This is a genomic window from Jeotgalibaca sp. A127 (assembly GCF_052266745.1).
Taxonomy (GTDB): domain Bacteria; phylum Bacillota; class Bacilli; order Lactobacillales; family Aerococcaceae; genus Jeotgalibaca.
The window spans coordinates 57,167-72,620 of the sequence record NZ_JBQPRC010000007.1; the positions used below are offsets into that span (position 1 = coordinate 57,167).

Consider the following 15,454-nt stretch of genomic DNA (forward strand, 5'->3'; position numbering starts at 1 on the left):
CCTTTAGAAATATAGCATTGCGATAAGTATCAAAAAAATAGAGAGATGCACCACCAAATAAGCGGGAACAATCGTTTTTAAGTTTTTTCCGGCCGGTGCTTGATAATAACGATAAAAGAAATATAACAATACCCCATAGGCAACGATCAATAAAACAGATGCGCTTAATTCATAAACTAGAATCCAGGCGGCTAAAACGCCTACCGCGGCAATGCCCACAATAGCCAATAGCGAACCTTTGAAACCCCATACCTGAGAATAGGTGACGTATTGGTTCTCATCCATAGGCGCTTTAATTTTTCGGGATATTTCCCATAATAGTGCTGGAATATATAGAACGATGGCAACACAGACATTTTCCCATGTCCACAAGGCTAACCCGTAATGATAGGTAACAAAATGAATCACATAAAAACTAAGAATTAACTGAACCGGGTTATGTGTCACAAGTGCCAATACTAAACTCGGTTCTATTTTATCGCGTTGAAAAAACCAAACTGTCATCAAAAATCCATAAAAGATAACCAATAAAAGCGGCCCCAGCGGCTGTGGCAGCACTAAATTGATTCCCACCATTATTACAAAAAGTAGCGTTCCCAGGAACCATAAATCTCGTTTATAAACGCGACCGGATGGCAAGGGGCGTTCTGGATAATTAATCCGGTCATTTTCTAAATCCTTGAATTCATCAGCTATCCGTAATAAAAACAAAAAGGCAAAGACTGTATAACCAATCCCTAAATCTTCCCAATGAAATTGATAAATCGGGGGCACTTCCGCAAAAGTTAAAACAGCTAAATATTGAACAGCCACCATTAAAGTACTTATCAATAATCGCGGGATAACTGGGTACATTTCATTCGCATAAATTTGTAGTCGTTTAAACATGTCTCCCCACCTTTTCTCCGTATCGAACTTTTACTTCAATCCCTTTATGGTTGTGGGATGAAATATCCTCATCCAGCATAATGGTATCTTTTTCATAACAGACCACAATACTAGAACCGCCATAGGCAAAATAGCCCTTCTCTTGTCCTTTTTTAAATTGCGTAATACCGTGATCGTGGATTTTCCCAACCAACATCGCACCCACTTCGATAAATAAAATGCGCCCAAAATGTTCCGTCTCCAATAGTTGCCATTGCCTGGTATTTTCGGAAAATACACGTGTATGGCGGTGAGCTAGCGGGCGCACTGAGTGAAGAACGCCGGGGATGTATTGTCCAGCAACCTTTTTTCCAGCTTCCGGGTAACAGTAGCGATGATAATCATCCATCGTCAGACGATACACGAAGCAATGCCCGCCTTGAAATTGTCCGGCTACATCGTTATCCCGAACCAATTCTTCGAGCGTATAACTTTGGCCTTTAATTTTAAAAACACCCGCACGCGTTATCGGATAGACCATCAACTTGCTGTCGGCGACGGCTATTAATTGGTCGGTTGCGGTCGCAATGGGACGCACGGAAGGTTTCAAACGTCGGGTAAAAAAGGCGTTAAAAGAATGAAAAGAATTCCTTTCGGATTCAGTTAAATCGATGTCGTATTTTTCAACGAAAGGCTGGATTTTTTTAATGGACCGCTTGGTATTATTAAGCCGTGCTTTCCAATTGGAAAAAGCAGGCTGGATAAGCGGTCTCAAAATGATTCTTCCTAAAGAAGTTCCATAAAGAAACTTGAGTGTTTTTCCGCCCACTTCCAATTCTTCATAAAAGTCTTCGGTTTGACGATTGTAAATTTTCGGCATGGTCATAACCTACTTCCAACAATAACAAGAACGATTATCGCCAATATAATAAAAAGGATGTACATCTTTCCGGATGGTCTTGCAACCGGAACATTCCATATGAAACCTAACGGTAAAATGAAGTAAATAAGTGCGACTGTTGCGCGAAACAAAGCACTCTCCACTGCTCCAAAAAGACTGAAGAAAGCATACGTTACCGTTAAGGTTAAGGTGATATACGTCAATGGCATACCAATAAAAGCATCACCTTTGATAATATGAAAATAACCGAGGCGATGGACACCGCAAACTGCATACAAAGTCGCAAGTATGAGCGGTACATACTGTCCTTCAAGTAATTGAAAGAGAAACGCAATGGGCAGAGCAATAAAGGAAACCATATCCACGAATGAATCAATATATTCGCCCATTTGTTGTTGCTTCTCATCACGTTTGAATAATCTGGCGAATTTTCCATCAAAAAGATCACAGAGACCGGAAAATACGAATAATATAATAGCAGCATCTAATTGTCCTTGGAAAATGTTTCTCATGGACATAAGCGATAAAAATAAACCCAGCAAACTCAATAGATTGGACCTATGAAAGGCAGGTATCACTTTGTACATAACGTTCTCCTCTCCTAAATTGATTTCTTCCACCCTAACTTAACGAGAACCATATTAATAACTAAATGGGTCACTGCTCCTAAAAATACATAACCCAGATATTGCCCCAAACCGATTGGGTAAAACAGCCATAACACCAAGGCACAACCGAATAAGGAATCCATTTGATCTAACCACAGATATTTCCAAGGTTTAGCTACATAAGCTGCTTTTCCCGGTTGTATCCCTCGTCTTCTCTTCATAAAACTATTTGGCAACTCAAACAGAATATACGCAATACCCAGTAATGCTCCTACTAGAATATTAAAAGTAAGCGTATTTGATTGCTTTATATAAAATTGATTATTACTTTCCAAAAAAGGAATAAGACGACAAATAAAGCCCCATAAAACCATGGCAAGTACGCTAGTCATCACCATTCCCCAGGCACCTCGCCACGTTTTATTTTCCCCGAAAACCCGCTGACCATCACGCCACAGTTTTCCTTTATCCATCGGCGTTTGCCAATTTTTAAGCCATGATGACTTTAATAATTTCATATTCGCAACACCCGCTATGATCACCGGCATCAAGGTAATATACATACGCAATATCAGTCAAACCACCTCCCAATTGCCAAAAGTATAGCATAATGTCACTAAAATTCTGACTGATAACCCATCTGACTAAAAGTAGGCATTTAAGTGCGAAGATTGGCTCAAGTAACAAAAAAACCAAGGCGCCATGGCCTCGGTCAATAAATTTTGTTAAATTGTTTTGTGACATGTTGCGTGATGACATCTTTTGGCAAGGTATTTAATGCGTGCTGAATTTCTTCGGCGACGACTTTTTTCTCCTTGAAAAAACTCAATCGACCGGTGAAATAAATCGGTTCTCCCACACGAATTTCATTTGACTCATTGAGGGCCACGATGGGCACAAAAGGCACATGCTGTTTCGTTTTACGATAATAGTATTTTTCAATATATAAAAAACCATCGTAAATTTCTTTCATTTCTTGGCTATCATCACTGTAATCAACATCCGGGAAAATCAAAATACTGCTCCCATTTTCCAAAGCTTCTACCGATTCATTCATCGTTTGCAATACGTCGCGTGACTGCCTGTATACGGGAATCCCTCGTCCAGATCGTGTCAATGTCGAAGCAAACCAAGCCAACGGGATAGCCACAATTTTGGCGATACTACGTGGCCAACCAAATCTTTCGGTCAATGTGTAATCCACATATTGATGATAGCTCGTTTCATAGGCCATAAAAACGCTGAATATCCATGTTCTCACGAATTCCGGATACCATTTTAGGACACTGATCGGACCGACCATATTTTGATGGTGGGAGACATAAACAACCGGACCTTCTTTATTTTTACGAAAGTCTTGAATAGTCGCTTTCTTAGAAGATAGACGCAAAATGCCGCGTATGAACTTATAAAATATGCCATATTCTGTTGGCATCCTTTATCCCTCCTACCTATATTCAATGAGCCGTTTTTTCATAAAAAAGCCAATCATGATTTGCTTGGCGATTCGCCATGAATCACGGAATGTTTTGTAGTGCGAGGCTGGTTTCTTCCCAAAATAGAGTGTTTGGATAGCAACCTCTTGAAGAGGGATTTTGTTATGAATGGCCATCATCAGCATATTCATTTCATACTCAAAACGTTCGCCTTTGATTGACAGCAACCAATCAATATCAGAACTATGAAATCCCCTTAAGCCCGTTTGTGTGTCAGAAATATAAGTTCCAAAAAGACCTTTAAAGACATGACTTGTTAGCTTGTTTCCGAAAGCATTTTTATTTGGTACTTGTTCTAAATCGAAGTCGCGAACACCCAGAACGATACCGTGGTTCGATTCCTCTAAAACTTTCAACAAATTGAGAACATCCTTTACGGCATGTTGGCCATCAGAATCCGCTGCGACAATTTTTGTAATATCCGGGCGATTTTCTTTTAAATAACGAAAAGAGGTTTTGAGACCCGCACCTTTACCGCGGTTCTCCGGATGGATTAAAACAATGCACTGGGGAAATTTTTCAATTTCCCGAAAAACAGCTTGCGTTTCATTTGTACTTCCATCGTCAATGATAATAATGTTTTCTATCCCTTCATGAATAAGTTCTTTCACATAAGAAATAAATTCTCGAGCAGGATTGTAAGTTGGGATAATTACTGTAGACTTTTTCAAATCTTATACCTCTCTCTCACGCATTATTACCCTCATTCTAACATTATCATCCGAAAAAGAGGAAATATCCGATTACGAGAATTCCTAGAACGATACGATACCATCCAAAAGCCTTGAAGTCATTGTTTTGAATGTATTTAATCAAGAATTTAATGGCTACAACGGAAACAAGGAAAGCAACAACCATACCTGTTAGGAGGATGGTTAGTTCCATCCCGGTAAAGTTGAATCCAAATTTAACGAGCTTCAGAGCGCTAGCTCCGAACATAATTGGAATCGACAAGAAGAAAGAATATTCTGCTGCGATAAAACGGGATGTTCCCACGATAATGGCGCCCAAAATAGTTGCGCCAGAGCGAGATGTTCCGGGAATAAGCGACAAACATTGGAATAATCCAATGATAAATGCTGTTTTATATGACATTTCCTGGAAGCTTGTTACACTTGCTTTTTCACCTTTGTTGCGATTTTCGATCACGATGAATAAAACGCCATAAACGATTAACATAATAGCTACTACGAGGTAATTATAAAAATGTGCGTTCAACCAGTCATCCAATAATAACCCTAGAACACCGGCAGGAATGACCCCCACCACAACTTTATACCAGATTTCCATCGTTTCTTTCTTCTCTTGTGCCGTTTTCTTGGGCGAGAAGGGATTCAGTTTGTGAAAATACAAGGTTACAACCGCTAAAATCGCCCCCAGTTGAATGACCACAAAAAACATTTCTTTAAACGCAGCAGTCATATCCAATTGGATGAACTCTTCTACCAAAATCATGTGTCCCGTACTTGATATCGGCAACCATTCGGTAATTCCTTCTACAATACCAAGAATGATGGCCTTTAAAATTTCTATCATCTATTTAATATCCCCCTTTATAACAATACCTTCATTCTACTAAAACAACGTCAAATTATGAACAAGGAATTTCTTAAATGTTCGATAATAACCTTTAAATCAGAAAAATGCAGCAACGAAATTACGAGTCGTTGCTGCATCTTCTATCATTTAATGGTGATGATAACGAAAAGTTCACCATTTGTGACATCATTATATTCTTCCAGTTGTGTGATGATGACAGTCATTTTTGCTTGTTCATTTTCCTGTGTCTCCATCATGGATTCAAGCGTCACATTTCCACCTTTTTGCGTTTCATCTGCTTCCGAGAAGGCCTTCTCAAATAATTGTTGCATCTCAAAACGCAATATTTGCGTTCCCGAATTATTTTCCAGAATCAAGGAATCAGCATCTTCGATTATCAGGTTTAGGTCTTCACTAACTTTTTGACTACGATTTTCCTCATTGTTGTAGAGACTTACCTTGAGTAAATAATCTGCTCCTTCCAATGAAACCGAACCCGCTCCTTCCCAATCAAGGTAAACAAATCTCCCCTCCGGAGCAAATGGCCCCTCGTCTGGCAATACAGAATAAATCATATTGAAGCCAAATACTTCGTTAAAGTCGGAGTAAATGTCAAAATTATCTGGCAAGAAAGAAACTTGGTCCACATCTCCCCAAACTGTTAAATAATCTACACTTTTTGTGATCGCAACCTTATCTTCTAAAGGTATTTGGGAATTGGGTACAATTTCGTCAGCAACCAACATGTCATTTTCTTGTAATTTCCTTTCCAACAAATTCTGTTGACTGCCTCGACCAACTGAGAAAGCATCAATGACGGGCGCAACCGAAATAAGCGAAAGGGCAATCAAGACGGGCGCAATCCAACCACTTCTTTCTTTTGGAAAAAAGCTAAATATGATGGCCGCAACGGTCGCAAAAATCCCAAACAGAATGACATAGTAACGCCCATGCGTAATACCAAGATTTTGAATACGCAAAATGCTCGCTGCAGTCTGGAAGAGGACAACCACCAACATAATTTTGGGGAATATTCTTCGGAAGAGGCGACTATATTTATGGTCGATGTTGCAGACCAAAAGATAAACAACGATAACAATGATCGCATAGGATACCAACAAGGGTTCAAGTAAGTTGTTGGTCCAGAATTCCCCACCTATATTCAAGACGACATATGCCGTCAAGACCAATGTGTAAATGGCAACCAAAGGAATCACGATATACACAAGTAAAATCTCAAGAAAACGTGGTACTTTTGTTGCGTGGTCCGCATCTGTTGGATTGGTTTTCTTATAATTTGGGATAAGACTCAAAAAATAGATGGGGGCGAATAGCGTTCCGATTATATTGAATGCATGCCCGTAAACACGTGAGTCAAAATTGAACAAAAGAAAATCAACACTTCCCAGAATCGCCGAGACGCCTATTGACAAAACAACCGCCATCAAAAAGGTCATCATCACAGACTCAAAAATAATCAGGAAATTTGAGTGAAAATATAAACGGTCAGATTTTATGGTTGGAATCCAAATAAAAGCAATGAACAGAGCGAATAATAAAACAATCGTCCGAATAGGATAAATTAAGTCGTATTGATTATTACTCGGCAAACTGAAGTAATACAAAATTGCCAACACCACCGCCAAAAAAGCCAATAACCATCGATTATTTTCTTTAACAAAGAAATGTTCATAAAGATGTTGTGCTACTGCTGCCAGCATAACCCCCGTTAATGCCGTATATAACCAACGACTATACAAGTCGAAGTCATTTTGGATTTGCATGGCATTTAGCGTTGCCACTACTAGAAGCCAAAGAATCGTGACGGGATATCTGCTTAAAGATTGCACGATACCGGTAACACCCTTCTTAAAACTGTTTAGAATATTCATTTCCCTTACCTCCTCAAACCTTACTTTTAATAAATAAGCCTAATATATCAACATCTTTACTTATCATACCAAACCAACAACATGAAAACATTTGTTTGTTTTATTTTCGAAAATACCCAAGCCTATGGAGCCTTATTTATACCGCATAAAATACTTAATTTTATCTAAATTATAAAAAATTTTAGTGACAACTTTTTAGCATAATGTTATACTTGATTTTCGAAAATAATCAAAAGTTTATTTTTTCGGAACAAAAATGTTCGCTCTAGCTTTTTTTATTTTAGTAACGTAAAATAATGATTCTTCGCTAGACAAGTTGATACTAAAAAAATTACTTTATTATTATTTCATCAATTTCACTATTATTTTTTTGGTTTTTCAAGGTAAATTACTAGACATTCCCAAAAAATGCTTTATTATATTAATAGTAATCAATAAAATTATTATAAAAAATATATCTATCATATACAATTAACCTTAAGAGGAGGGTAACCATGTACACCATGTCGAATTTCAAAAACTTGTCTCTCAAAATTGTTTCTGCCACAAGAATGACTGTTACGCCCGAACTTACCACCACTTTCCAAAAACAACCACACGTTAAGATGATTTACATTCATAACGGTGAAGCAACGTTAACTTTTAAAGATTCTTCACGTACAGTTGGAAAAAATCAAATTATTTTGATTAATCCTAATATCGATCATTATTGGGATTTAGAAAATAATACAAGCATAGATATTACAGAAGTCGGAATCCATGGCTTAGAATTTTCTTCCGTAAGTGAAGCTGATGGCGAATTTACCTATTACGTTCATGACGAAAAAGAAGCGGATACAAGTCAATTCATCACATTCCTTACTAAAGAAATGACTGCTAAGAAATCTGGTTATGAGGAAGTCGCAAAACGTTATATTGAAGTTATTTTAATCCATCTATTGCGTGACGAAGAGTTCTCTATCCGTAATTCACTAAACAAGAAAAATCATAAAGAAATCCAGACAGTTAAGAACTTTATGAAAGTGAACTACCACAAAAACATCACTTTGGATGACTTGGTTGAACTGATCCACATTAATAAATTCTATTTAATCCGTATTTTCAAACAAGAAGTTGGTATGTCACCAATCGACTATTTGATTCACGTTCGAATTGATGAGGCACAAAAGATGTTGCGTAATACCAATATTGCAATTGCCGACATTGCCCATTTGGTTGGCTTCCAATCGCCATCCCATTTCTCTAAAACATTCCGTGAGTTGTCTAACATGACGCCTTCACAATACCGTCGTCAAGGCAATATGCCACCGACACCACCACAAAATTTCTAACCTTGAGAAGAGCGTCCATCTGGAAGCTCTTTTTATTTATTTATTTTTACGACTCGATAAGCATGATCACGAATCATCCCTACCGTGTTATTTCCATATTGCAACCCACTGATGAGTTGTCCATGGATCACCAAATTAGAAATAATACCGTAGCGTTGACTAACTGCCTGAGAAGTTGGCCAAATAACCTGAATACCCCCAAAAACTTCCGGTTGCACAATACGTTTATTCAACAAATTATTTAATAGCTTGCTATTGTTGTAGGATTTCTCAATATTTTTATCCTGGCCTGTTGCATTAATGAGATAATCAACTTGAATATTTTTTCCGTTTTCGAAAGAAACATCAAAAGCTCCCTGCACATCAGCAATCGCTTTCAATTCCTTGTGGATAGAAATTTTCCCCGATTCACACCCTTCAAGCAATTCTGAAATTGACTCGCTTGGAATTGGACTCCGAAAGCGTTCGAAGTCAGCACGATAATCATGAAAATATTGTTTTTTATCCGTTTCGTTTAACGCTAGCCAATAATCTGCTAAATAGGGGTCCATGGCATGAATAATCATCTGAAGCATTCCCAACTGACCTTCATCCGTTAGCTGCGCTTTTAAGTCATCGATATCCCCTTTTGAATAACGATTCAAAAGCGCTCCCACATTGATTTCTTTATCCTCACATTCCAACTTGAACCATTCAATCATTTTTGAAAGATAAACAAACCCGTTGTTATGCTTCTTCTCTCTTTCGAGCTGTTCAAGCGTGAGGTAATTTAACGCATCATCCGGTTCCTCCCCTCTTACTGACGAAAAAGTCCCCGTGTCAGAAAAGAAATATATTTTTATTCCTTCACGCTTCCTTAACAAATAGCGCATCATATCAATACCGGTCAAGCCGGTTCCAACAATACCGACACGCGAACCATTAGGTATGGCTTCCAGTTTTTCATAAGTTGGATAGGGATTATAGATAAAGCTAGGATGTCCTTTTAAGTGGTAAGGATCCTGATAGGGCAGGTGGCCGATGCATAAATGAACCATATTGACTTGTTTTTCGCTGTTTAACGTTTTCAATATTATTGCTCCATCTATTTTAATAGAAAGATCTTGCACTTCTTCCTTAATAATGGTGGGCTTGAGTATTTCAATCGCTTTGTTCATGGTCTCTTGTAAGTACTCACCATACCAAGTTCTGGGTAAATGTGCTTTCTCCCCGTCATTGAAACCTTTATTTACTGCTGCCCATTTTACAAAATCGAGCGGGTCTTCTACTTTAATACTCATTGTTTCTGCCCTTTGATTCAATAAAAGGATACTTGTGTCCGGCTGATAAGGGAGTCCGGTTCCAAAAGTATCTGGATCTGTATAAATAATGATTTCAGCATCAGCATACTCAGGGAACTTCGTCATGGCATGGAGTACACTCACCCCGGCGGCGCCCATTCCCACGATTGCTATTTTTGTCACACGTATTCCTCTTTTCTTAACTCTATTTTACTACACATATCTTTATAATATGTATGATAACAACTGTTGTTAAAATTTTACCCTTTTACCCACTGCATCCGAAATTGTTTTTCATTGAGCACTTCATCCATACTTGTTTCTATATTAGCGAAGCCCATTTTTTCATAGAACTGAATTGCTTTTTCATTGCGAGCATAAACATTTAAAGTCAAGGTGCCTTCCTCTCTCTTTGCCCAATTTACTAATGCAGTGCCTAAACCTTTGTGTTGTTGGCCAGGGGAAACAAATAACGCATTGACTTCACTTCCCATCATGGATACAAATCCATCGCAATCACCTACTACCCAGTTTTGAGACAAAGGCAAATATAGCTCACGCATCGTTGTTTTATTTGCTTCCCAATATTTCGGGTCAATGAAATCATGGGCCTTGAGGGACGCTTCATACCAAAGCTCTATCAATTTATCTAAATCTTGTTCTTCTGCTTCTCTTATAATCATTTTTTACCTTCTTTCTAAGTAAATTATACCACCTCCACAGACCACCACATATTATCAACCCCAATAGATACAAAAATACCGAGCTACTTTAAAATAGTAGTCCGGTATTTTTATATCCATAATTTTATTTATATATTTGTCACGTTAATGGATGGGTTTTCCGCTTCCCCCATGAATAGCATGACAAGTAAGCGGATTGTGTCACTGTAATAATTACTGGCTTCATCCGGTCCCAGTTGTTTTGTCATTTTTTCCCATAAAAGATTGACCCACTCCTGGTTATCAGCATTTATGGAACCACTCATGATAAACGGAGCGACAAAAGCCATGTCGGTATAGCTGACAAGCGCATTTCCAGCCAAATCGTAACCAGACTTAATCATGGAAGGATCACCGTTCGTCATTTCGATGACCCAAGCGTTGATTTTTTCTATCTGCTGCTTCACTTCTATGTTATTTGTGACGTAATAACCAGAGGCTAACCGCCAAGGGACGCGGCATGCATTGTAGGCATAATAGGCATCATTTTCTCTTTCCAGAAAATTTTGTTCCACAGGAATCCATTCATCTTCCTGTTTCCGAACAAAATCAGGAAGGAGCCCTGTTTCGGGGCTGAATTTATTTTGGATGCTTGCGGTCAGTTCGATGGTCTTATCCAATACTTGTAGCCAGCGCTCATCACCTGTCACTTCGTAAAAGGTAGCCATATGACCAATCATCCAATCCGAGGTCCTTGTGGCTTTCCCATATTTGGGGTCTTCATCCCTGACCCAATCACCAAGCTTCAAAGTCCACTCATCATGGTTAACAACTGTTTCCATCAAAGCATAAATTATTGTGTTTGCTTCCTGCTTGTAGTCGATATCGCCATCGCTCCCCCACAGCTGGTCGGCAAGTAATAAGGAAAAAGCGATATCCATATCACCGTCTGTGGCAGAACCAGTATGGCTCCCATTTTTGTCATCCATCATCGTTCCATCTGATTGACGCGTTTGTTTCCAGGCCATAAAGGAACGATTTCGGTCCGAGGGATGAGACTTGGCATAGTGATACATACCATCAAAATGTTTTTTTGTTTCGATGCCATACTGCCCTTCCGTCATTACCAAGATTAACATCCCATAACCATGCGCTTCCGAAACGGTACTATCATTGTCATCATACGCCACATAATATTGATCTTCATCAATTTGCTTCAAATACCGTTCGTTCCATACCTCGAAAGCATACTGGATATCTTTTTCTCTCTGCTCCTCTGAGACATTATCTGGATACATGACCTTTTCCTGCTCCCTTGAATTACACCCTCCGATAACGAATGCAAGCGCCAACAAAACCAAGTTCTTCAACATTTTTTTCATCCTCTGGTTTATCACCTCAATTCCTGTTTCCGGCCTATCGTGAAACGAGAGCTTCACACATTACTCATGTCACATGACCGGTTCGTTGTAATTTATTCCAGCCCTGCAACTGTCCTTTGATAGCATTGACAAAACTTCTCCATACAACAATGGTAAAAAATTGGCGGTATACTATCCGTTGAATGAACAGTGTCAGTAATGGTTTTTTCTTTTCTTTTTCCAAATTGAAAGCATAGATAGAAACTGAGCTGTCCGCCAATAAAAACGCTAAATAGAAATAGATTACAGACATATTACCAGAGATAAGCGCCAGAATCAAAATGTAGTCTACAAGTGGCGCAGTTGCCAACAAGACATATTGGAAAATCATATTCGGCATGGCCAGGAATCCGAGTTTTTTATTTTTCATATTGAATAAAGCTGTTCGGTGCTTCCAAATGCACTGTAGAATACCAAAGGTCCAACGGTAGCGCTGCTTAGTAAAACTTTTTAAATCTTCGGGTGCTTCCGTATAAGCAATCGCTGCAACTTCACTTCTTATTTTATAACCCTTGCGCAACAGCTTCATCGTGACATCAGTATCTTCCGCCAGTGTATCTTCTTCGAATAAACCAACTTCCAGCAAGGCACTCTTTCTCCAAGCTCCGATGGCTCCTGGAACAACAGTAATACTATCCAATTCATCAAACGCACGTTTTTCCAAGTTGAATCCAGTCACATACTCGATATGTTGCCACCAAGTAAGAAGGTTTTTCCTGTTCCCGATTTTCACATTTCCCGAAACAGCACCAACTTCAGGATTTTCTAAATGTCTGATAATCAGAGCAATCGTGTCTTCCGCGATGAGCGTATCGGCATCCAGGGTAACAATAATTTCTGATGAATTTTTTTGAATACCCAGGTTCAAAGCAGAGGCTTTTCCGCCATTTTCTTTTCTCAGCAAGCGAATGTTAGGATACTTTTTGCTTGCTGCTTCCACGATGCTTGCTGTTTTGTCTTTTGAACCATCATCTACAATCAGGATTTCAAAATGGGGATAGCTACTCGCCAAAATGGACTGGATGGTATTTCCGATTACTGTTTCCTCATTGTAAGCAGCAATCAGAACCGTAACAAACGGACGTTTGTCTTCGTCGAACACAAGCTTTTCACTTTTTCTTTTTTGTTTGTAACTGAAAATAACCAAAATGACGAGACGTACCAAGCCTATACCAATCAATACAGATAAGAGATTTCTTGCGAATGTGATGAACATCGCATTAAAGGAAGAACCAAATTGAAACAGCGGGACCATTGTCTTTTCAGCCTCTTGAACATCCGGCATCACAAGTTTTCGTTCCAATCCCACTAATTCACTCACCGGAACAATTGAATAGTCATTCTCTTTCAGCCATTCGATAACCCTTGGTAGGGCCTCAATCGTCGGGTTTCGATCACCACCGGAATCGTGGAAAAGAATCGTACGCCCATTTTGAATTCGTTTGATGGTGTCATTAAATATTTGTTCTGCTGTTCCTCCGTTCCAATCTCTGGGATCTATTGTCGAACTAACAACAGTATATCCCATCTCTTGAATGGTCAAAAAGCGATCCAGTACTTTTTTGGACGGCAATTCATTAGGTTCGTCGTTCAACAAAAGATAAGGGGGGCGGAACATGATTACTGAGTGCCCCGTAATTCCTTGAATGACACGTTGAGTGGAATTTAACTCAAACTCCAACTGCTGATCGGAAACTGATATTATGTCTTTATGCGTATAAGTGTGGCTGCCAATTTCGTGCCCTTCATCATAGATTTTTTTCGTAAGTTCGGGGTACATCGAGGCGTTTTGGCCAATCAGGAAAAAGGCTGCTTTCACATTGTATTGGTCTAAAATTTCTAAAACTCTTCCAGTATATTTTGGATTAGGTCCGTCATCAAAAGATATGGCTACCTTTTTCTCATTCATTCCATATTTTTCCAGAAGATAGGGCGTTGGGTATTTTTCATAAGTCGCCTTGGTTATAAAATGATGGTCTATTTCGAGGTTCCTTTTCCCTTCCGCCTCTACCATCGTCACTTTTAGAAAGTCTCCATCCCCGGATACTGCTGTAGATACGCGATTTGGTATTGTTTCCAAATCCAGGGCATCAACCTTATCATTTACCAACAATTTCCAGATGGACGGATCTTCCGAACCCAGATTCCAAACACCTATGGATGGAATTTCCTTGCTTTGGGCCAGTTTCATTTGATTATAAAAAGTCGTCCCATCCAAAAGCCAGATGACATGTTCTTCTTTATCTTTTTTATAGCGAATATAGGGATTTAATAAATGATCTTCCCACTGTATTTCGAATTTTTGCCTATTGACCATTTCCATTAAACTGGTGAAATCATATGGGATGGCGGGCTCATTAGTTGTCAAGTTCCAGGCATATCCATAGTTGGCCAATAAAGGAACCAGTTTTTCTGTTTCCCCCTGATATTGATCCAGTGTCTCTTGTGTCCACTGAAAAGATGCCAAAGGACCCGGTTCATCTTTTTCAATATGTTGGTCAAATACATTAGCCATAATATGATCCGAGACTTGGGTAAGAAACTTGGTGTCATAGGTTTCATCGCCTAACCGAACAAAAACCGTAAGGAGCAAATTAGATTGATGGAAAGTGTTATATAAATCAGTAACAAACTCATTATATAGCTCTCTATCATCCCAATGGACTGCCGAAAGATTTAAATGCAGACCCTTGTAGCCTTTGGTTTTAATCTTATTTAGCAGATTCTTGATTATTTTATCCTTGATTGCTGGGTTTGAAAGCCAATCATGAAGATCATCGGCTGTGGTGCTTTCACTTAAGGAAATAGATGGGACAATTTGTACGTTGTTCTCAGTTGCCAATAAATCAATCTCTAGATCCGATTTTTCTATAATTGAACCTTCTTTGTCAAACAAAAACCAATCTGGAACTAAAATGTCAATGCTATCAATATTTCCCAGGAGGGAATCGTTGTTCTCCTTGTTGGGAAATCCGTCCAGTTGGTAAAAGGCAAATACTTTCGGTTTTGTTTCTTCTCCCGTCACATTGATTGAATCCAGTGTTGCGAAATCTTCTTGCAGGAGCACCGGATTATTAATGGGTTCAAAGTTTCCAAATCCCATCTCCAAGTTGGTCAGGATCGGTTGAGCAAGTAGACCTCTTATAATCAGAGCCAGGAAAACGATCGTAATCAGGAAAAGCAAGTAAAAAATTCTTTTGGAGTATTTCCACCTCTTCCCTGAACTTTCAAGAAATATGAATTTTTTAGTTTCGGTAAGATGTATTTTCATTTAAAACAACTCACTTTTCAAAATTGTTCATAAGCGTCACCGGTGACCTGTGAGGCAACGAAAAGATAAGGTTGTTGGTCGTTTGGTGGCAGGTGTTAAAATGTGGTGGTGACGCAAGGACTGGTAATCGAAGATTATTTTGGGGGACCCAGTTGGTGAAAAAAGGGTATAACAAATAAAGCTACT

At 38.9% G+C, this 15,454-nt stretch carries 13 protein-coding genes; 1 reads left to right on the top strand and 12 read right to left on the bottom strand.

The genetic code is table 11. The features are described from left to right. Positions 1-3: 3 nt before the first annotated feature. The 8 genes from ACTVAI_RS08315 to ACTVAI_RS08350 all read right to left on the bottom strand — a co-directional run bounded on the left by ACTVAI_RS08315 (position 4) and on the right by ACTVAI_RS08350 (position 7,303). Positions 4-888, bottom strand: a complete 885-nt coding sequence (locus ACTVAI_RS08315; protein ID WP_443486378.1) for a UbiA family prenyltransferase — start codon at positions 886-888, stop codon at positions 4-6. Then, complete coding sequence (locus ACTVAI_RS08320) at positions 881-1,747, bottom strand: phosphatidylserine decarboxylase (RefSeq protein ID WP_443473531.1); 867 nt, start codon at positions 1,745-1,747, stop codon at positions 881-883. The genes ACTVAI_RS08315 and ACTVAI_RS08320 overlap by 8 nt, the downstream gene beginning before the upstream one ends. Before the next feature lie 2 nt (positions 1,748-1,749). Next, a complete protein-coding gene (locus tag ACTVAI_RS08325; RefSeq protein WP_443486379.1) occupies positions 1,750-2,355 on the bottom strand; it encodes a CDP-alcohol phosphatidyltransferase family protein in 606 nt (201 codons plus the stop codon). A gap of 14 nt (positions 2,356-2,369) precedes the next feature. Beyond that, positions 2,370-2,894, bottom strand: a complete 525-nt coding sequence (locus ACTVAI_RS08330) for a CDP-archaeol synthase (RefSeq protein WP_443473533.1) — start codon at positions 2,892-2,894, stop codon at positions 2,370-2,372. 194 nt (positions 2,895-3,088) lie between these two features. Then, the gene (locus ACTVAI_RS08335; RefSeq protein WP_443486380.1) at positions 3,089-3,811 is read right to left on the bottom strand and encodes a lysophospholipid acyltransferase family protein; all 723 of its coding nucleotides are present in this window, start codon (positions 3,809-3,811) and stop codon (positions 3,089-3,091) included. A gap of 12 nt (positions 3,812-3,823) precedes the next feature. Beyond that, entirely contained in the window at positions 3,824-4,543 is a 720-nt protein-coding gene (locus ACTVAI_RS08340; RefSeq protein ID WP_443473535.1) for a glycosyltransferase family 2 protein, read from the bottom strand. Positions 4,544-4,589: 46 nt separating this feature from the next. Further along, complete coding sequence (locus ACTVAI_RS08345; protein WP_443473536.1) at positions 4,590-5,408, bottom strand: undecaprenyl-diphosphate phosphatase; 819 nt, start codon at positions 5,406-5,408, stop codon at positions 4,590-4,592. A 146-nt stretch (positions 5,409-5,554) separates the two neighbouring features. Beyond that, complete coding sequence (locus ACTVAI_RS08350; protein ID WP_443486381.1) at positions 5,555-7,303, bottom strand: DUF4153 domain-containing protein; 1,749 nt, start codon at positions 7,301-7,303, stop codon at positions 5,555-5,557. 503 nt (positions 7,304-7,806) lie between these two features. Here ACTVAI_RS08350 and ACTVAI_RS08355 point away from each other — a divergent pair. After that, positions 7,807-8,634, top strand: coding sequence for an AraC family transcriptional regulator (locus tag ACTVAI_RS08355; protein ID WP_443486382.1), 828 nt, complete (start codon positions 7,807-7,809; stop codon positions 8,632-8,634). 32 nt (positions 8,635-8,666) lie between these two features. Here the strand turns inward: ACTVAI_RS08355 and ACTVAI_RS08360 are convergent, their stop codons facing one another. From ACTVAI_RS08360 to ACTVAI_RS08375, 4 genes are all read right to left on the bottom strand, one after another. Beyond that, positions 8,667-10,097, bottom strand: coding sequence for an FAD/NAD(P)-binding protein (locus ACTVAI_RS08360; protein ID WP_443486383.1), 1,431 nt, complete (start codon positions 10,095-10,097; stop codon positions 8,667-8,669). A 77-nt stretch (positions 10,098-10,174) separates the two neighbouring features. Continuing rightward, the gene (locus ACTVAI_RS08365; protein ID WP_443486384.1) at positions 10,175-10,597 is read right to left on the bottom strand and encodes a GNAT family N-acetyltransferase; all 423 of its coding nucleotides are present in this window, start codon (positions 10,595-10,597) and stop codon (positions 10,175-10,177) included. A 128-nt stretch (positions 10,598-10,725) separates the two neighbouring features. Next, on the bottom strand, positions 10,726-11,949 hold the full coding sequence (locus ACTVAI_RS08370) for a glycosyl hydrolase family 8 (RefSeq protein ID WP_443486385.1): 1,224 nt from the start codon (positions 11,947-11,949) through the stop codon (positions 10,726-10,728). Positions 11,950-12,022: 73 nt separating this feature from the next. Further along, positions 12,023-15,181, bottom strand: coding sequence for a glycosyltransferase (locus tag ACTVAI_RS08375; RefSeq protein ID WP_443486386.1), 3,159 nt, complete (start codon positions 15,179-15,181; stop codon positions 12,023-12,025). Positions 15,182-15,454 lie beyond the last annotated feature (273 nt).